We start from the raw sequence: 20,403 nt of genomic DNA, 5'->3' as shown, positions 1-20,403 counted from the left end.
TTATCCTCGCGGTGCCCAAAATCGATTGGCTTGTTGGGTCAATTGGGTTAGCTGAGTCGGTTTAACCTGTTCAATAATTTGCGCATACGCTGCATCAATCAAGAACTGCATTAACACCACGTGACGACGTAAAATCCGTTGATGGCGATGGCTTTTTTGCGGATTAAAATACCCAGAAAAATTAAATAACTGACGTGGATTTTTACGCACCCAAGCCCACGAACCCATTTCTAACGTTAACGGAATAAATGGTTTATGGCTAATCTCACTCGCCACCAAATAATCCCAAATATCACCATGGGTACGATAAAAATGACTTTGTGGCGCTAACCGATAATGGCCATGATGAGGATAACCTTTTTCGAACAGTTGCATTAAATGGTAAATATAGCCTATACCCGCAAACGGTTGCCGAGTATGCGCATGAGGAAACCATAGATGGTCTCGTAAACCAAAACCAGAATGGGCATCTAACGCAATCACACTGGTACTTTGGTGTTGTAGTTGTTGCACATACTTCACTAAGGCTTGAGTTTCGAGCTCCATACCATGTTGACCACGATACCAAGGTAAGCGTGATGATAGTCGCTGCCCCCCCACCAGAAAAGTGACCTCTTCATCTGAATCAATAGGGGCATTGCGCATTAAATCAACGTTATTAGCATTACCACGACTACCTCGTAAAAAGCCCGCCGGATTCGCCACCGGCACAAAGGCTAAACGCACATGTTTAAGTAATTGCTGTAAATGAGTATCCCAAGGAAGTCGATTAACTAAGCTGTCTAAAAAAGCTAACACCACTTGTGCACCAATGCGCTCAACCCCGTGAACACCACCGACAAATAATACTGTAGGGCAAGGTTGTTGCTGCTGCCCAAGTTCGATGGCGGTTACCGATAGTTTTTCACCACGATAATACAAATCAGCCAATGACTTATGCCTAAATTGATGTTGATGCTGGGCAATTAAGCGCTTTAACGTATCGATCTCGAACGAATGCTCAAATGAAAACTTAACCATTAGCCACTTTTTACGGTCACAAAAATGATCTTAATAAGTTAACCCTAAAATAAGACAAGTTAATGACAATAAATTGAAAGTGCTAAATAACACATTACTTAACAATGTTTACATAAATAACACAAATCAATATAGATCATATATTTAGAAATCAGTTATTGGCTTTGGTGACGCCTCTCACATTAGCCCTTAAACAGAACTTTTATCATTATTGACAGGAAATAAAACAATACAGGTATCCTCTATGAGTACAATTGAATCAATCACCTTAATGCTAGCCTTAGTATATAGCACCAGCCTACTATACTGGGGTGGCAAAAAATGGGGCGCATTGGTTAGCGGGGCATTATTGCTCGGCGCGACTATTGCTAGCTTTTTCTGGCCACTATTACTCATATTGCTTGGCGCAGTATTAGTTGTTACTGCACTCGGTCAATACCAACCCGCTTTTGCTAATGCAGAAGGTAGACCCAATAGAATACGCGAGATTTGCCAACATTTCTTTGCCCTTTCCATGTTGTTGGTTGGCGTGCAATATGCCATTAATGCAGGAATGCTGTATGCCGGAGAAACCCCTTGGTTAATGCGACCTGATATTGGTGATGCTTTTTTACCCATTGCTGGCGGTATTGAACTTAAAGCTATTTTAACTTTAGGCTTATGGGATCAAAATCATCCTGCTGCCGTGGTTATGCTGTGTGTTGTGCTATTAACAGGGCTAATTTGCAAACGAGCTTTTTGTGGCTGGGCTTGTCCATTAGGCTTAGCTGGCGAATATTTATTTAAACTCAGAAAACGTTTTATTCCTGCCGAACTTTTGCCACCAGCTTGGATTGACTGGCCTCTCAGAATGGTTAAATACTTATTATTAGCTGCACTGGTTTATTTGGTCGTTTCAATGCCAACGGCAAGTCTTCCCAATTACTTGACAGGCAACTACCACAAGGTAGCTGACTTAAAAATGGCAGTATTTTTTATGATGCCATCATTGATTGCTTTGATTGGCTTTAGCATTATTTTTGCGTTAGCAGCATGGCGCCGCCAAGGTTTTTGTCGTTACATTTGCCCTTATGGCGCAATGTTAGGCATAGTGAGCTTTTTTAGTCCTTTTAAAATTCGCCGTGATACACACCATTGTTTAATTGAAACTAAGGGGATGAGTTGCGATAAATGTACTCGAGCTTGCCCAGCAAATATATCGGTTCATACTCAAAAGAATATCCATTCAGACGAGTGCCAAGCGTGTATGCGTTGTGTGTCAGCTTGTCCTAAAAAAGAGGCGCTACAATTTAGTACTCGTAATGGCATTAAACTTTCTGCCAGAGGCTTAATGATTTTATTGTTTACTCTTATGTTTATGGTGCCGTTATTTGCCTATGTAAGCGGTTACTGGCACAGCCAAACACCTCAAGATATAAAGATGGAACTAATACAAAAATTAGATCGCGTAGGTCACTAGGGCCTGTTAATCTTTATCTTTATCTTTATATGAACAATAAAAAGGGCTGCACAATGCAGCCCTTTTTCTATTAACACTGTAACGAATTAAAGAACGGGTGCGACTTTACGTTTATTGTGCGCAATAATCAGCGCAATAAGACATATAATACCTACCGCAATACCCACTGGCTGACTCAACTCTTGTGGTAAACCAAAACCAATACCTGCGGTCATGATGTACGACACGGTCACACAAGTACCAATAGAGGCGGGTATACTCACAATCCAATGGAAAGTACCACGATCAAATAAATACTTGGTCGCGAGCCACAATACGCTGGTAGATAGCAACATATTTGAGAATGCAAAATAACGCCAGATTAGAGTGAAATCAATCTTAGTCATAAAATAAGCAATAATCAGAATAGGAATAGCAACGAATAAACGGTTTCGAATGCTTTGAGGGATCTTAAACGCATCAATAATGGTTAAACGTAATGCTCTAAATGCTGTATCACCAGAAGTTATCGGGAAAACCGCAACAGCGATAATCGCCATAATACCACCAGCAGCACCTAAGTAAGTGGTAGCTACTTGGTTAACCACCATACCAGGACCGCCTATATCGAGAATACTTTTAAGTTCGATATAACCACCTGGGAAAGCCGCGATACCCGCAGTAGCCCAGACACATGCAACAATACCTTCGGCAACCATTGCACCGTAGTACACTGGACGAACGTATTTTTCGTTAGTTAAACAACGCGCCATAATAGGTGCTTGAGTTGAATGAAATCCGCTTATCGCACCACAAGTAATAGTAATAAACAACAATGGCCATACTGGTAAACCACTTGGATTAGGTTCCAATAAATCATTGTTATAGTGACTGTGATCGAAGTAAGCAAAGATACCGTCTACTGTCGGTAATTGCGGAGCATGGATAAGTAACGCAACAGCAATTGATGTTGTCATTACAATCATTAATAAACCAAATAATGGATACAATTTGGTAATGATCTTATCAATCGGTAACAAAGTCGCGAGGAAGTAATAGCCTAAAATGACTAATACCCAAAAAGTATTGTTACTTAAAAAAGTGTCTTTAAAATAATCTAAGTTACTTAGCAGCCCTGCTGGGCTCATAATAAATACAACACCAACGAAGAAAAGTAACATGGCAGTAAACACCAACATGGCACCTTTAAAGTAGATGTTGAAATACTTTCCAGCAATTTCGGGTAAGCTTTTACCGTCTTCTTTGATACTCATTACACCAGAGAAGTAATCGTGAACCGCGCCACCAAGTACATTACCAAGAACAATCCAAACCAACGCAATAGGACCATAAAGCGCACCTAAAATTGGCCCAAATATCGGTCCTACACCCGCAATATTAAGAAATTGAATTAAGAATGCTTTAACCGGATGAACTGGTACATAGTCAACGCCATCATTAAATCGTGTTTGTGGGGTTTTTATATTAGGGTCGATACCCGCTTGTCGCTCAACGAACGGGCTGTAAAACTTGAACCCGAGCACTAGCACCCCGATGCAAATGAAGAAAATCAGCATATTATTATCATCCATTTTATATAGAAATATATTTATATGTTGAGTGTGTTTCAGATAGCTTTTGAGGTCAAGCTACGGGTCTTATACCAAAGTAGGGATTGCTATTAATAATTTTTTATGCATATATACTCACTTTATCGATAAACTATAATCCTGTTAATAGCTTACCCCTCCACTTCGATAATATGCAGTTTTATTATGGATATTAACGCAGCATAATATTTTATAAATAAATCATCACAGCCCACCTACTGCATGTAAATTCACAACTACCCACATAAATAGTAAGGGTTATTATGCCGTATTGAATGACACGAACTAGAGCGTACTGTCACATCCATATGATCAACATCAGCTAAACATACTCTCTATTCTCGAAGTGAATAAAACTAATTGTCGCTTATTCGCTTATCCAAAATAATGAAACCTCACCGACAAGTATCGATGAGGTTTCATGAGTCAACACAATGTTGTTCTATCGTCTATCTTTGCAAGGTTAACTCGAGAGTAGATTCAACAGATGCTTGAATTTCTGCTTCAGTAAATAACAATGGCCTTAATTGTTTGGCCGAAGAATACAATTCACTTTGATCGGAGAAACTTGGGCTTAACACATTGCTAGACTCTGAATATGTTAAAATACCCTTTGCCTTAGGGCCATCATCAGTAAAGCTTACGGTCATCATCCAACTTGAACCATAACGCACTTGATAACCTTCTGCTGTTAATCCTGATGCAGCCGCCTTGCCTGATACAACATCCATAACAGGGCTATACGTGTGCTGAGGAATTAAGGTGTCATCACCGGATAAACTGGTTGAGAATACGTTAAAGCCACCTTCTGCATTATGGCTACCAGGCCAAGGCAATTTAACCCCTGAGGCAGTGCCATCTGGGAGTGATTTCTCTACAAATTGCACATCCCCTAACGCCGCATCAACAGCAAAGCCTGCTGCTTCAAGATTCAATGCCGCATGAGCTAAAGCGATTAACGCACTGCCATCAGTATTGAGTTTGCTAGGCGTGGTTGCTGCGCTCATATAATCAAATGCTTCGGTTAACATGGTACTTTGATCAAATTGATGTGCAAACTCACGAACTAACGCCCCGCCCTTGCTGTCATTATCTTGCTTACCGTTCCACGCTGTTAGCGCTGCACATGATGCAGATACATCTTTAGACAAGGTATCACTCACCATCACAGGCGTAGAACCTTGTTGCTCACATTGACTGATTAAGTCAGTTAATATTAACTCAGCAAGATAAGCACGGTTAGATAATAAAGCCGCCTCGAGTTCTTCAATATTAAATTTACCGTCATCACCCGCGGCATCATCCATTAGGGTTAATCCCATACGAGTACGTAACGATAATTGACCTCGCTCTGGACCATATAAAGGAGAGTAGTTTTCAAGTGGTTCAGATAAGTTAGTCGACCAAAATGAGTTATTTGAGTTTTGCACAAAGTCACTGCGTTCAAGTTTGGGTGCGCGTTCATAAGGCATCGGTGAATCATAACTGAATAACGAGTTATTACCCGGCAGAATAGTAAAGCCTGCTTGTGTTCTAGCGGCCTGAATTTCTGGTGTGGTTTTAATGATATTGACGACTAAATCAGAAAATCCTGGAACGGTAGAATCATCAATATAAAACGCATTACCTTCTTTATCTGCGTACATAGTGTTGTTAAAAATCACGCCATCATAATTTTTAAATGCTTGCTGAAACTCCTCTTTATTGGATGCGAGGTTCATAGCTAACCAATGATCAATGGGATCTTTATTGGCCATGTTAGCATCTTGAATAAAGAAAGCTTGGCCATCGTCCCATCCAAACGGCGCCAATGCTGGTGGCGCTTCAACCATAGGACCTTTAGCTGTGGTGTAAATGTCTTTTTCTGCCACCAACATGCCTGCAGCCCCAGCGTTGACTAATACTGAAATCGTTTCTTTAGTGATCGGCAATGCCGAACCATCATACATATATTGCAATCTATCACCGGCAACTAGCTCTAGGTTATACATCACAAAGTGTTCTGCAGTTGAAAAGGTATGTGTCCAAGCAACATCTTTGTTAAAACCAATGTTAACCAACCCAGGCATTCCCACTAACGAGCCACCCATCACATCCATTTGTCCTGGTATGGTTAAATGTGACTGCCAAAAACGTAAGTTACCTGTATGTGGAAAATGCGGGTTACCTAACACCATGCCTTTACCGTTTTCGGTTTTATCTTTCCCCAATCCCCAACCATTAGAACCCAAGTTTCGAGGATTTGTTTCGGGAGTGGTTATGTTTGCAGCCCGTGCAATTAAGGTGTTGTTCATGTCGCGTATAAATGTAGTTTGTGCAGCAGAAGGTGCGGGGCCAACTATGCGAGGTAAATACTCTTCTGCATCGCCGGGATTAGCATAGAATATCAAATCTAAAAAGTTGGCTGCACCGGGTAATAATGCGATGGAAAATAGATAACTGGCAACATCGACACCATCAATAGGTTTAACCCATGGCTGACCGGCGCAAAAAGGTTCTCCCGTTTGGGTACCGGCTTCTACATCGGCAAGGTATTGATTATAACCAGCACTAAAACCTTCCATTAAGGCGCGCGAGTTATAACTAAATTGTGGGTACTGCTCTTCTGCAAGTTGTCTAATTTTTAATGCTTTGTAAGCAAAATCAGAGATTAAATTGCCGTTATCCTCACTGGTAGGGAGGCCGGAAGCAAAATCAAACGACGCATGGGGGCCAAAATACATTGACCGCTGCGAATTAGCTTTAATAAATCCGTCGGCCATTACACATAAATTATCTTGTGCTTGCGCATAACCATTACCGAAACCAAGGCTTTCCAAATTATCTGCGGTGATATGTGGCACACCGTATTGAGTGCGGCGGATTTGCGCTTTTAAGGTGCCATTCGGAGCAAATGCTTGTAGTAGAGGAGTCACTTCGGGTTCAGGGTTACTTGAGGTGTTTTGCCATATTGAGTGTCATCATCGCAACCGACAAGAGCGACACTAGATACCATGCCGATAGCGAGCAAAATTTTATTCAATTTCATTATTATTATCCTTGTTGTATCCCAATGCTAAGCACACTGGGTGAGGTATTTAATCCTTTATGCCTCAATTTAAGTTAGCTGCGCGCCCAAAGTAATCCCAACGACCTTGAAGCGAATGTGCAGCGCTTAAATACAACAAAGACATGCATTGCTATTTAAGCAATCATTCTCTCGGGTGTCTACTCCTTGATAAAAATATTCGAAAAAATCTCATAAAAACAATTAACCCTATGTAGTTAAATGAAAAATATAACTTTCGATTTTCCATAAAAAACGCAACCTAACGATAATATGCTTATCGTTAGGTTGCGAAGACTTTAATATAACATCTATCTAATGGTTATTTATTCCACGGATTGTTTGGATCAAACGTAGGTTGCGGCTTATTTTTATTATTGCGCTGTGTTGCGGCATCACTGTCATTTGAACGACTTGACGAAGAATATGAAGATGATGACGAAGATGCATATGAACGACTTTGATTATGTTTCATCTGTTCATAATCCGCGGTTGCTTTGGCTTTCAACTCGGCAACTAACTCAACCGTTAAAGGTTGCGGCTTACGCGGTAAAATACCATCAGCAAAGCCACGCTCACGAGGTTTTAACTCGAACTGAGCTGAGTTACCTTTTGGCATACGCTTGAAACGATACAAATAGAAATTTTCAACACGTTCCCTCGCCCATTCCGTCTTTTTAAGGAACTTAACACAAGCGTCCAAATTAGGATTGGTATTAAAGCATTCTAAACGTAAGGCCGCGTATAAAATTTTCCAATCATAAAACGCCACCAACTCAGATATCATCGTTTCTGATTTTAAACCGTGAAGTGGATTATTTTGCTGCAGTTCTACCATGTGATCTCATGACCTCGAAAGCTGTCTCTATAATGTATAGTCTACCGTTAAAATGCGCTATCGTCTTTATGCATCTTCAGATGTCCAACTGATGTGTAATAAAAACAGCTTACCTTTTGAGTCGATGAATAATCATTTCATTCATTCCAGCATAAGCTGACAAAGATGTCGGTTAAAATAACAACGCCTTAGTTAACATAAGGTTAATTAGTCCAGAAATAGAAACTAATAGAGTGACATTTAGTTAACATCGTGTGCTAAAGTAGCATTCTTAAAATAGATCCTCACTGGTTTTCAAGGACATTGGTTTGAAGTTATCACAAAAATACTTGTACTTATTTATGTTAATCTCGCCTTATGTCATCGCAGAAGAATCCCTAAGCACTCTCGACTTAGATTTAGATTCATTGATGGCAATGGATGTACAAGTAACTTCAGCGATGAAAAGAACCCAATCAGCCTTTGAAACCGCCTCATCTATATATGTGTTAACCAAAGAACAAATCACTCGTTCAGGTGTAACGTCTGTACCAGAAGCTCTTAAAATGGTTCCAGGATTAGCCGTTAGACAACTTGATAATAATCAATGGGCGATATCTTCTCGTGGCGTAGCCTCACGATTTTCCAGCAAATTACTGGTCATGATCGACGGTCAAAGTTTGTATACCCCAGAGTTTTCTGCCGTTTATTGGGAAACGTTGAACGTGCCGTTATACGATATTGAACGTATCGAAATTATACGAGGTCAAGGTGGACTACTATGGGGCAGCAATGCCACCAATGGCGTGATTAATATCATAACTAAGAACAGTATCGACACTCGAGGCGTACATGCTGATATCAGCAGTGGTAGCCAGCTAAATGTCGATACTAACCTTCGATATGGTGGTGATATCGGCAACAACGGCAGCTTCAGAGTTTATGGTCATGTGAAAGATGGCCAAACATCGGACAAAGGCATTAAGATGGAGCCCTCTGACTTTTCCGAGCAACAGTCGGTTGGAGCACGGTTTGACTTCACCCCGAACGATCAATGGTCAGGTCTTATTCAAGGTGATATTACTCAGTCAACATTAGGGCAAAATTTTAATGGCGTCGTTGACAGTAGTAACCGCAATGTCTCATTTACTGGCAGTTTAGACCGTACCGATGCCCGAATCATGGCTAGATTAGAAAACCGTATTTCGCCTTCCGCCAACCAAATGTTGCAAACATCTTGGTTAAAGCAAAGTGGTGACCAAACCTATATTCAAGAAAAGTTCGACTCATTTGATCTTGATTACCAAATTAACTTTTTATACCAAGACTTGCAGTTTGATTGGGGCCTAAATTACCGTTACAACTCAATTTCATTTGCAGAAAGTACTTTTATACAAAGCGATGGTGGTTTTGACAGTCTTGAACAATATGGCTCACTAGCTCAAGCCCAATATAACGTGATTGCTGACAAATTAGACTTCATTGTTGGTGTCAAAGTTGACCATAATGATTTGACTGGTTGGGAAAGCCAACCTTTAGCAAAGTTAGTGTGGAAACCACACAATAACCAAGTTGTATGGCTATCGGCATCAAAAAGTGTGATGGTTCCCTCGTTACTGATGTTCAACGATAACTACATTATTGATGGTTTAAGAGTCGACGAAGTTTCACCTATCACCACTGGAATACCCGAAATTGATAGTTATTACATCAGAACTTACTTAAACGGTAATAATGGAGTGAAATCAGAAAAATCCATATCTTATGAAATGGGCTATCGCTTATCTGACACAACATGGGCACTGGATTTATCGGTTTATCATACTGACACAGATAATGTAGCCGTGATCGAAATCGATCCTAATATCGATCAGTTTATCCCCGTTTTTGCAATGATTCAGGCAGGGAAAATCGATGCAGCAATACAAGCATTGACTACAACATCGATTAACTTTGACATAGTCTCTAATGCCGGGCTTACCACTGAAGGTGGCGATGTAGTTTTGTCATGGCAACCGTCAGACAACTTTACTGCCGAAGTAGGTTACAGCTATAACACCTTTAATTACGACTTAGCAGACAACACTTTCCCAGCGATTGGCTTTGACTCAACGAGTCGCCAACTCTTCACTAAAGCTGATATACATTTTTTTGAGCAGCATAATATTTTTGCTTCACTCAGAGTTGAAAACAGTGATGCCTATCGAACAGATAATTATACCGCTCTGGATATAACTTGGAATTGGGCTTTTCAGCCTAATTGGGCCTTTGCAATTATGGGTAAAAACCTGTTTGCAGGCTCACATCTTGAGTATGGCAATCATGGTGAAACGTATACACAATCAACTTATATAGACGAAAGTGTCACTTTTAAAATTACGGCGAAATTCTAACTGACTTGATGTTAACTATTAAACGTATTCTGTATGGATCATTAATAACGCTTTTGCTTACCATAAGCCAAGGCGTGATAGCTGTCGAAAAAGAATATGCACTTAAAGCAGGCTTTTTATTTAACTTTGCTCGCTACGGTGAATGGCATAACCACTCAAATACCGCGACCTCATTTACACTGTGTAGCCCTGATAACAGCTTTATTAATACATCACGCACCGTGCTAAGTGGCAGGAAAGTCAATAAGCTGCCAATTAAAAATATCGAGGTCATTCTTACAGAATCAGATCTTACTCAGTGCGATATTTTATTTATCACCGCTGATACTCTAGAATCTTGGCAGCAATTGAATAACAAACGCCTTGAAGATGTGATGATCGTCGGAGAAACTGACAACTTTATTCAACAAGGTGGACATATTCGTTTCTTTTTATCCGGAGGAAAAATACGTTTTGAAGTCTCACCCGACAGATTAACACTGTCAGGCATTACAATGAGCTCAAAAGTATTACGCCTAGGACGAGTAGTAAATGACTAATTCTATGAAACGATTATTCACTCTTAATACTATTAGTAAAAAACTTCAGTTTATTTTAATGGGTGTTGCCGTCATTTCGACACTTGTTGTGACATTAATATTCAGTGCTTTCGAACTGTCTTCAGCCAAAAAAGAACAAATTGAAAGCCTTCAAAGCTTATCGCAAATGTTGTCCCCAAACATCACCGCAGCCATGCTTTTTGATGATCAAGACGCAATCCAAGAACTGATTAATCCGATCTTGTTAAGATCCGATGTCTTATCAGTATTGGTTACCGGTGCAGAAGGTGCTGTTTTAGCACAAGCATTATCACAAAGCCCTTCCGTTATTCTTATTGATAGCGACCTCCATAACATCACTCAAGTGATTACTCCGTTAACACTCGATAACCAACATTATGGTGAATTGCAGATTTCAGTCGATGACAGTCTGATCATCGAGAGGGTGACATTTTATGGTAAGTTTATTGTGCTAATCTTGCTTTCGTCCTTTATTGCCAGTTTCTTTTTGTCTTTATTTTTACGACGCAAGTTTTTAAGTCCAATGCTTTATCTCGCTAATATTTCGCAAAAAATAACCGAATCACAAGATTACAGTTTACGTGCTCAAATTCAGTCTGAAGATGAAATTGGCCAATTAACCACATGTTTTAATAGCATGTTAGAAAATATTGAGCAGCGTGAGAGTTCGCTTGAAAGTGAAGTACAACTGCGAACTAAAGAACTAGAGAATGCCAATATTCAATTACACGAATATGCTTATCAAGATGGATTAACCCAGCTTCCTAATCGACGGTATTTCTATGAAAAGCTCCAGTCTCTTATTGATATTGATAATATGTTTTTTGCACTCATCTTTATTGATCTCGATGGTTTTAAAGAAGTTAACGATTCCTTAGGCCATGAATATGGGGATCTGCTACTTCATCAAGTGGCTAAACGTTTACGCGGATGCGTTCGAGATCATGATACTGTTGCGCGCCTAGGCGGAGATGAGTTTACCTTAATTCTTGAAGATGTTAGTGACTTAAAACACGCTGCCACAATTGCTGAAAAGGTGAAAAGTAGCCTCATGCAATGTATTAGCATCAAAGAGGTGCAAGTCAATGTGACAGGTAGTATCGGGCTTACTTTCTATCCTGGTGATGGTCAAAATGTTGAGGAATTAGTCAAACATGCCGATCAAGCCATGTACTTGTCTAAAAGCAAAGGGCGCAATCGATATGAATTTTTCTCTCATGCTATTGAAGAACAAGCGATTGAAAAACGTCGACTTATCGAAGAAATCCGCATCGCACTTAAACTCGGTCAATTTGTATTGTTTTATCAACCCATTTTTGACCAATGTGGCATTAATGCTACCAAAGCAGAAGCACTCATTCGTTGGAACCATCCACAGCGCGGTCTTATTGGCCCTAATGAGTTTATTCCAGTTGCCGAAGAAAATGGCTTAATCGAAGATATAGGTAACTGGGTTAGAGGTCAGGCTATTGAAGATGCGGCCTATTTTTATCAATTGTCGGGCAAAAAAATGCAAGTGAGTGTCAATACCTCACCGCTGCAAATTGATCATGACGGTTTGTGGGTTGATGAATGGATATTAGCGTGCAATAAACATGACCTCCCCCGCGATACCATGATTATCGAAGTAACAGAAAACACCTTAATGGATCCTGACTCACCTGTTCAACAGCAAATGCAACGACTCAACCATTATGGTATTGATATCGCCATCGATGATTTTGGGGTCGGATATTCATCATTAGCTTATTTACAGCGACTCGATATTGATATTTTAAAAATTGACCGCTCGTTTATTAAACATATGGATACTAATGAAAGTAGCATCGCATTAGTGCGGGCAATTATCACTATGGCACATAATTTAAAGGTTAAAGTAGTGGCAGAGGGCGTTGAAACGGAAGGCCAGCATCAACTATTAAAACAATTATCCTGTGACTACTTACAAGGGTATTTATTTGCTAAACCTATGCCGTCAAAAGATTTTATTGACCAATATGTCACACCAACCCTACTTGTCACAGAGTAATAAAACAACTCACAAATAGTAATACAAAAATAGTTTTTTGAGTCTGATAAGTTGGCATTTAACTTCGAATGAAGACATTCACTAAGCTTGCAGTGGTAAAAAATTATCGTGCCAATTTGCTGTCATAATGTACTAGAAGACGCTGAAAATAAAGTTAACAAATTCATCAGCCTGCAACACGCAGACCGACAAAGCTCTTTATATGAATATCTTATATAAAACCATTTGATTAACGATTTACATCAACAACTACACGGCCACGTACTTTACCAGCCAACAAGTCGCTTGCCACTTCAATCGCTTCAGTCAAACTAATTTCATGGACTATGTCGTCGAAAACATTAACGTCAAGGATCTCGCCTAGACGCTTCCATGCCTCAATACGGTCAGCTAAAGGTCGCATTACACTGTCAACTCCGGCTAGGGTCACGCAACGTAAAATAAACGGCGCAACGCTGGCAGGGAAATCCATTCCTTGCGCTAAACCACAAGCGGCAACAGTACCGCCATACTGGGTACTGGCACACACATTGGCTAAAGTATGGCTGCCGACAGAATCAACAGCACCAGCCCAACGTTCTTTGGCCAAAGGTCGACCTGGTTCTGATAATGTTGCACGATCGATAACGTCCTTAGCGCCTAATTTTCTTAGGTAGTCACTTTCATCCATTCGGCCAGTAGAAGCTACAACGTGATATCCTAACTTAGCTAAAATAGCTATCGCAAAACTGCCAACACCGCCGTTTGCTCCAGTAACTAACACCTCTCCCTTATCTGGCGTTACGCCATTTTTTTCAAGAGCCATCACACATAACATTGCGGTATACCCTGCGGTGCCTATCGCCATAGCTTGTTGTGGTGAAAATGCTTGTGGTAATGGAATAAGCCATTCACTTTTTAAACGCGCCTTAGTCGCCAAACCACCACAATGAGTTTCGCCCACCCCAAAACCATTTAATAAGACCTTATCGCCTGCGGAAAACTTATCACTATCGCTTTGTTCGACAACGCCCACTAAATCAATTCCTGGCACCATAGGGAATGTTCTCACAACAGGTGCTTTACCTGTAATCGCTAGAGCGTCTTTATAATTAAGCGTGCTGTAAAGTACTTTTACTGTGACATCACCTTCAGGTAGCACACTTTCATCAATGCTTTGCACTGTGGCATGGTAACCTTGGTCATCTTTCTCAATCAATATGCCGTTAAACATCGTATGCTCCTATTTTAGACTAATCGTCTATTAATGATTAAAAAATTTTATTTCGGAAGTCCTGCTATAAAATACTTATAATAGTTTTCGAGTGGTAACTCATTTTGTACTAACTTAGCGCGGCTTACCGCCCCTTCCCAACCGACCCAAAAGTTTTCGGCCAAGAGATCGCAATCAGCAGTTGCAGATATTTGACCCAATAATTGCGCATCATTAAGACAACGTGCCATGCAAGCTTGCCAGCTTAAAAAGATCTCGATTATCTGTGGTCTAAAACTGTCTGGTAAGATCCCCACCTCTTGACCTAAATTTCCCACTAAACAACCGCGTTTGAATTGGTATCGAATCATTCCCGCTTTAGCGTCTTCCACAAAATGCCTAATTCGCGTTAACGGCAAATAAGTTTCATCAAATAAATGGGTTTCAAGTTTATGTAAAAAGTATTGAGCATAGTTTTGCAATACAACTTGGCCAAACGCTTCTTTACTCGCGAAATAATGATAAAAAGAACCTTTCGGCACTTCCACCTTTTTTAAAATTGCGTCAATACCTGATGAAGCAAAACCTTGCTCAGTTAGCTGTTCGAGGCCACTACGGATAAGCTCTGCCCGAGTATCAGGATTATCTCGTGATACTTTAGGTGGCCGTCCACGACGAGGTTTAGGTGTTAATAGAGTGATTTCGTGAGTCGTTGATTTATTCATAACTAACATATTAGACTGAACGTCTAATTAAATACAATGCAATTATGATTAAATCATAACTTGAAATCCATTTAGCAAACTGTCTGCTAAATCACTATAGCGTTGAAACCGTAACTATGACGTCTTTTCTAAGTAATTTGACACTAGTAAGGTATGAAAATCCCGTGTTGAAAATAACTATTCCATATATGCATTGTGAAAATAAAATCACTTGATCGTACTCACTTAAACATAACCACTTGAACACAAAACATTTGAATTCAAATTATTTGAACTGTAACCACTTGACTAAAGACAGCTTATTCAACAACACAAAATAAATGACTTTACCCTTCCATTTAGCAGCATAGTTGTAACGTTTAAATTGCATAATAAATAAATCCTATATCATTGGCTAAGCAGATAACCATTTAAAAATATCATTTTCACACCATACAAAATATACATATAAACATTAAAATACAATAACTTAAAGAGTAATCAGATTGAAACATATCATATCCCATAAATGATAATGACAATTGTTCCTGACCTAATCAACCAATGTTCAGTAAACATAAAACACATAATAGACAGCACAGCCATATGAAGTTAAATAGTTGTTAAAAAACACTTAAAGGCGCTTCAATTGATATTCGATTGGAAATTTTACCCAAAATGATGTTAATATAGTTAGACCACTAACTAGTTTGGTGGTTTTTTATTGCTAATTATAAATGAATTAACAATAAACCGATTAGCCCGAACCCAGGAGGACAATATGTCAACAGACACGTCTAGCGAAGAAAATCTCATAACCACAGTGTGGAGTACCGCTACATTAAAGCTGAAAGAAGCTTCACAATTATTTTGTTTGTGCGCCCTTTTAAGCACCTATCTCTTTGTCATGTTGAAACCTAAAGGGATTCAAAATCACAAAGCGTTAGGAGGAAAATAATTAATGCATTACTTAACCTATGTCTCATTGGCAATATATTTCCTAGTAATGTTAGGCATTGGATTGTTTGCTTATAAACAATCAACAAGCGATGTATCGGGTTATATTTTAGGTGGACGTAAAGTCAGCCCACAAGTTACCGCACTGTCAGCCGGTGCATCCGACATGAGCGGCTGGATGCTTATGGGCTTACCTGGAGCCATGTTCTTAGTCGGCTTCGAAACCATCTACATTGCGATTGGCCTATTAGCGGGGGCATTGGTTAATTATCTGATCGTGGCACCTAAATTACGGGTTTATACTGAAGTCGCGGGTGACTCCCTAACGATCCCTGAGTTTTTTGCTAAACGCTTCCACGCACCTAACAGTAATGTGCGGATTATCGCGGCTGTGATCATTGTGATCTTCTTTACCTTATATACCTCGGCAGGATTAGTCGCTGGAGGGAAATTATTTGTCTCTGCATTTGATTTAAATTATGAACTTGGGCTCGTGATCACCCTAGGTGTGGTTGTGTCTTATACTCTACTCGGTGGTTTTTTAGCCGTCAGTATGACTGACTTTGTTCAAGGCTGTATCATGTTTGTTGCCCTGATTCTGGTACCCGTTGTGGCATATCAAGAGTTTAGCAGTGCTGATAAAATGATGGGCTTTGCTTATGAGTCGATCCCACATTTTTCTGATGCGATGAAAAATGTCACTCTACTTGGATTGATTTCAAGTCTTTCTTGGGGATTAGGTTATTTTGGTCAGCCACATATTATTGTGCGCTTTATGGCTATCCGCTCGGTTTCTGATATCAAAGCTGCACGAAGAATTGGCATGAGCTGGATGACGGTCACCATTACTGGTGCGCTGGCAACAGGTCTAGTGGGTATTGCCTACGCCAATAAATTCGACATGACAATAAGCGATCCTGAAACCATCTTTATTGTATTTTCTGAATTATTGTTCCATCCACTGATCAGTGGTTTCCTCTTAGCTGCCATTTTAGCCGCTATTATGAGCACGATTTCTTCACAGTTATTAGTGTCGTCAAGTTCATTGACCGAAGACATTTATCGAGTTATTTCGAAAAAAGAGTCAACTGAGAAAGAAATGGTCAGAATGGGACGATATGGTGTAGCCGGTGTCGGTATTGTCGCCAGCTTACTGGCGCTAGATCGCTCAAATAGCATTTTATCGATAGTCAGCAATGCATGGGCTGGATTTGGTGCGGCCTTTGGTCCACTGGTACTGTGTTGCCTATATAAAAAGAACCTGACCCATAAAGCCGCTGTTGCGGGTATTATATCGGGTGCAGTGACCGTATTGTTTTGGATTTACGCGCCAGTTTTAGCAGATGGAAAAGCGTTAACCACCGTAATGTACGAAATGATCCCCGGCTTTATTGTCAGCAGTGTGGTGATTTTTATTACCAGTGCACTGGATGCCGACCCTTGCCATAAAACCGTTAAGACTTTTGATAAAGCCAATCGTGTTTTAGCCGAGGAACTATAATGAAGGAGGATATTTACACTATGTCAACTTCACATTGGAAGCGCATTGTCGTTAAAGTGGGAAGCGCATTAATTGCGCCCCATCAACAAGGTTGTAGCAGTCATTATTTATTAGGTATTGCACAGTTTATCGCTACTTGTCGTGCTCAAGGGTGCCAAGTTGTATTGGTATCTTCAGGCTCAGTAGCCGCAGGAAAACATCGATTCCCTGATACGGCAGAGCCAAACATTTCACTTAAAAAAGCCATGGCAGCTGCAGGTCAAGCAGATATGATGGCCACTTGGGATAAGTTGTTTGATTTCCCTTCGGCCCAGCTATTACTTACTCATGGTGATTTACGTGACCGCGATCGTTATATTAGTATTAAAAATACCATTTTTACTCTGTTAGACAATGGCTTGCTGCCCATTATTAACGAGAATGATGCTGTTACCGCCGCTAAGTTACGTGTGGGTGATAATGATAATTTATCAGCCATGGTTGCAGCCGCTGCGGATGCGGATGCGCTAATTATCTGCTCTGATGTAAAAGGGCTTTATACTAAAAACCCTAATTTACATGAAGATGCCACACTGATTAAACAAGTTAGTGAAATAAATGCTGACATCTATGCGATGGCTGGCGGAGCCACTAGTAGCGTAGGTACTGGCGGTATGCTAACCAAGATAGAAGCTGCTGAGAAAGCTGTTTCACACGGAATTGAAACCATGATTGTTGATGGTTTTGACGCGGATACTTTTAATCAACTGTTAAAAGGCCAGAATCCGGGCACGTTATTCAAACCATATGACGTACCAATGAAAGACCTTTTGCATTGGATGACTCATACATCACAGATTCAAGGTGAGTTAATTGTCGAAAATGACTTTAGCGCAGACCTTGAAGAACATGATACCCAACTGACCAGTGACGATGTAGTAGCCGTAAGAGGCAACTTTTCCGTCGGCGATACTGTTTTAGTGCGCAAAGGCGATGGCACTAAATTGGCAAAAGCCAAATCAAACTACAGTAGTTGTTTATTACATTTTATTGCAGATCAAGAAGATCGTGAATTTGCCAACAATGCCCAGCAAAAAACGGGCCCACTGATCTCTGACAAAAACATCGCCATTTTGGAGTAACAATGAGTTTAATTAAAGACTTATCGCAAGCCGCAGCTACAGCTGCACAAACTCTAGCCATTTTAGATGAAAAAGTTAAAAATACCATTTTGCTTGATATGGCCCGCGCGCTTCGCGCTCATAGTGACGATATCATCAAAGCAAATTTATTAGATCTAGATCATGCCGAAAAAGCTGACTTAGGCGCGGCAATGATAGACAGACTGACACTGACAACAGAGCGTATTGAATCAATGGCTGCAGGCATTGAAACCGTTGCATCGTTACCTGATCCAGTCGGTATGACCCGTGAAATATGCCAACGACCAAATGGTCTTAATATTCAAAAAATGCGCGTACCTTTAGGGGTCGTTTGCATGATTTATGAAGCACGCCCAAATGTTACCGCCGATGCAGGTGCTTTGTGCTTTAAATCAGGTAATGCAGTGATACTGCGTGGTGGTAAAGAAGCATTGAACTCAAGTAAAATTATTGCTTCTATTTTACAAAATGTACTGCAAGCATATCAGCTACCACCAGCGCTGATTACTGTCATACCAGATCCAGATCGCGCTTTAATGCTAGAACTTATGCAGCAACGTGACTTTATTGACGTTATTATTCCACGCGGTGGAGAAGGCTTAATTAACTTTGTTACTGATAACAGTAAAATTCCTGTTATTCAACATTTTAAAGGTGTTTGTCATTTGTACGTTGATAAAGATGCTGATCTCGATATTGCGATGTCTTTATTACTCAACGGTAAAACCCAGCGAACTGGAGTATGTAATGCCCTAGAGGGATTACTGGTACATCAGGACGTAGCAGCCACATTTTTACCAAAAGTGGCGGCCGAGTTAGCTGCACATAAAGTACGTATTAATGTTAGTAAAAATGTCCAACAATACTTTGAGCATGCCAACGTTATTAGCGATGATGATTTTGGTCAAGAATATTTAGATTTAGAAATTGCGATTCGACAAGTCACTGATTTTGATCACGCTATTAATCATATTCGCCGTTTTGGTAGTCATCATACTGAAGTGATTTGTACCCAAAACGACACAACAGCTACGCGCTTTCAACGCACGGTAGATGCTTCTGTCGTCATGGTTAATGCATCATCACGTTTTTCTGATGGCAGTGAATTGGGTCTAGGCGCTGAAATTGGTATTGCCACCAGCAAATTGCATGCATATGGTCCAATGGGTCTTGAGTCACTAACCACTGAAAAATACTTAGTCAGCGGTGAAGGTCAAGTGCGCGCTTAATCAAAAAGCATTATGAATAAGGGGCCAAGCGAAAGCAGTGGCCCTTTTTTTGTGTGGTCAGTCCTAATTATTTTTATACTAATTACCTTTATACTAATAAATGACTAAGTAACCTTAACCATATAGAACGAATATGCATTAATGTCTATTTGATTTAACACTGACACCACTTCAGCAAACATTACGCTTAACTTAATAATTCTTGTTTAACCAATTTTAAGAGATAGGTTTCTCGCTCTATCGACGAGCCTTTTTTATTGCTGTTGGCTATGGTATCTAGGTTGTGCTGAATAGCCTCATCAATATCAACCCAAATTGGCATCATGCCATTACTTATCTCGTGAGCTTCAAATTGGGTTTCACCTAATTCACTAGCAATATCACAGGTGAAACAGTACGACAGCATATTAACCAAGGTATAACCATCTCGCAGCCATGGTCTATACTCTTCATATAGCCCAAACGGCACGATATTACTGATAGCCTTCGCCCCGGTTTCTTCTTGCAGTTCACGGATTAAACCATGCTCAATCGACTCGCCCGCATCGACGCCGCCACCTGGCAATGAATAGTCATGATAACGTTGGGTATAAAGCATCAATATTTGTTTACCACGCATGACTATGCCCCGAGTAGCTAGCCGAATTAGCATTGTTTGTTGATTCGCTACAACAACATCTTTTGGAGTGTCGATATGATAATGAGTGATTAAATGGCGCATTGCAGAGGAGCTCATCGTAATAAAAATGCGCATGATACGTTGCC

At 40.3% G+C, this 20,403-nt stretch carries 14 protein-coding genes and 1 pseudogene; 8 read left to right on the top strand and 7 right to left on the bottom strand.

What is annotated here, in order from left to right:
• Complete coding sequence (locus tag FCN25_RS14200; RefSeq protein ID WP_137225848.1) at positions 1-1,020, bottom strand: DUF2817 domain-containing protein; 1,020 nt, start codon at positions 1,018-1,020, stop codon at positions 1-3.
• A gap of 244 nt (positions 1,021-1,264) precedes the next feature.
• On the opposite strand from FCN25_RS14200, the gene FCN25_RS14195 reads away from it, so the two are divergent.
• A complete protein-coding gene (locus FCN25_RS14195) occupies positions 1,265-2,479 on the top strand; it encodes a 4Fe-4S binding protein (protein WP_137225846.1) in 1,215 nt (404 codons plus the stop codon).
• Positions 2,480-2,565: 86 nt separating this feature from the next.
• Here FCN25_RS14195 and FCN25_RS14190 read toward each other — a convergent pair whose 3' ends face one another.
• The 3 genes and pseudogenes from FCN25_RS14190 to FCN25_RS14180 form a co-directional block, all read right to left on the bottom strand.
• Positions 2,566-4,035 (bottom strand): carbon starvation protein A, encoded by a 1,470-nt coding sequence (locus tag FCN25_RS14190; RefSeq protein ID WP_137225844.1) that lies wholly within the window; start codon positions 4,033-4,035, stop codon positions 2,566-2,568.
• A 482-nt stretch (positions 4,036-4,517) separates the two neighbouring features.
• Positions 4,518-7,096: pseudogene (locus FCN25_RS14185) on the bottom strand (acylase).
• A 340-nt stretch (positions 7,097-7,436) separates the two neighbouring features.
• A complete protein-coding gene (locus tag FCN25_RS14180; RefSeq protein WP_137225842.1) occupies positions 7,437-7,952 on the bottom strand; it encodes a VF530 family protein in 516 nt (171 codons plus the stop codon).
• 308 nt (positions 7,953-8,260) lie between these two features.
• Here FCN25_RS14180 and FCN25_RS14175 point away from each other — a divergent pair, with 308 nt between their 5' ends.
• From FCN25_RS14175 to FCN25_RS14165, 3 genes are read left to right on the top strand one after another with little or no spacing between them, the layout of a single operon-like run.
• Positions 8,261-10,324: a TonB-dependent siderophore receptor gene (locus FCN25_RS14175; protein ID WP_137225840.1), complete on the top strand. Its 2,064-nt coding sequence runs from the start codon at positions 8,261-8,263 to the stop codon at positions 10,322-10,324.
• A gap of 8 nt (positions 10,325-10,332) precedes the next feature.
• Complete coding sequence (locus tag FCN25_RS14170) at positions 10,333-10,863, top strand: YfiR family protein (protein WP_137225838.1); 531 nt, start codon at positions 10,333-10,335, stop codon at positions 10,861-10,863.
• A gap of 4 nt (positions 10,864-10,867) precedes the next feature.
• Positions 10,868-12,913: a bifunctional diguanylate cyclase/phosphodiesterase gene (locus tag FCN25_RS14165; RefSeq protein ID WP_137227416.1), complete on the top strand. Its 2,046-nt coding sequence runs from the start codon at positions 10,868-10,870 to the stop codon at positions 12,911-12,913.
• Between the two features lie 229 nt (positions 12,914-13,142).
• On the opposite strand, the gene FCN25_RS14160 is transcribed toward FCN25_RS14165, so the two are convergent.
• Together FCN25_RS14160 and FCN25_RS14155 are read right to left on the bottom strand one after the other, a co-directional pair.
• Positions 13,143-14,126, bottom strand: a complete 984-nt coding sequence (locus FCN25_RS14160) for an MDR family oxidoreductase (protein WP_137225836.1) — start codon at positions 14,124-14,126, stop codon at positions 13,143-13,145.
• Positions 14,127-14,173: 47 nt separating this feature from the next.
• Positions 14,174-14,830, bottom strand: a complete 657-nt coding sequence (locus FCN25_RS14155) for a TetR/AcrR family transcriptional regulator (RefSeq protein ID WP_137225834.1) — start codon at positions 14,828-14,830, stop codon at positions 14,174-14,176.
• A 760-nt stretch (positions 14,831-15,590) separates the two neighbouring features.
• On the opposite strand from FCN25_RS14155, the gene FCN25_RS20955 reads away from it, so the two are divergent.
• Genes FCN25_RS20955 through FCN25_RS14140 form a run of 4 tightly spaced genes read left to right on the top strand, consistent with a single transcriptional unit; the run spans position 15,591 to position 19,638 of the window.
• Positions 15,591-15,767: a hypothetical protein gene (locus tag FCN25_RS20955; RefSeq protein ID WP_167496042.1), complete on the top strand. Its 177-nt coding sequence runs from the start codon at positions 15,591-15,593 to the stop codon at positions 15,765-15,767.
• 3 nt (positions 15,768-15,770) lie between these two features.
• On the top strand, positions 15,771-17,267 hold the full coding sequence (gene putP / locus FCN25_RS14150) for a sodium/proline symporter PutP (protein WP_137225832.1): 1,497 nt from the start codon (positions 15,771-15,773) through the stop codon (positions 17,265-17,267).
• A 20-nt stretch (positions 17,268-17,287) separates the two neighbouring features.
• A complete protein-coding gene (gene proB, locus FCN25_RS14145; protein ID WP_137225830.1) occupies positions 17,288-18,388 on the top strand; it encodes a glutamate 5-kinase in 1,101 nt (366 codons plus the stop codon).
• 2 nt (positions 18,389-18,390) lie between these two features.
• Positions 18,391-19,638: a glutamate-5-semialdehyde dehydrogenase gene (locus FCN25_RS14140; protein WP_137225828.1), complete on the top strand. Its 1,248-nt coding sequence runs from the start codon at positions 18,391-18,393 to the stop codon at positions 19,636-19,638.
• Between the two features lie 187 nt (positions 19,639-19,825).
• On the opposite strand, the gene FCN25_RS14135 is transcribed toward FCN25_RS14140, so the two are convergent.
• Positions 19,826-20,392 (bottom strand): NUDIX hydrolase, encoded by a 567-nt coding sequence (locus tag FCN25_RS14135; RefSeq protein WP_240778364.1) that lies wholly within the window; start codon positions 20,390-20,392, stop codon positions 19,826-19,828.
• Positions 20,393-20,403: the final 11 nt, after the last annotated feature.

Source organism: Shewanella sp. MEBiC00475 (genome assembly GCF_005234075.1).
Taxonomy (GTDB): domain Bacteria; phylum Pseudomonadota; class Gammaproteobacteria; order Enterobacterales; family Shewanellaceae; genus Shewanella; species Shewanella polaris.
The sequence above is the reverse complement of the archived record's forward strand: the minus strand, read 5'-3'. Positions and strand labels throughout refer to the sequence as shown.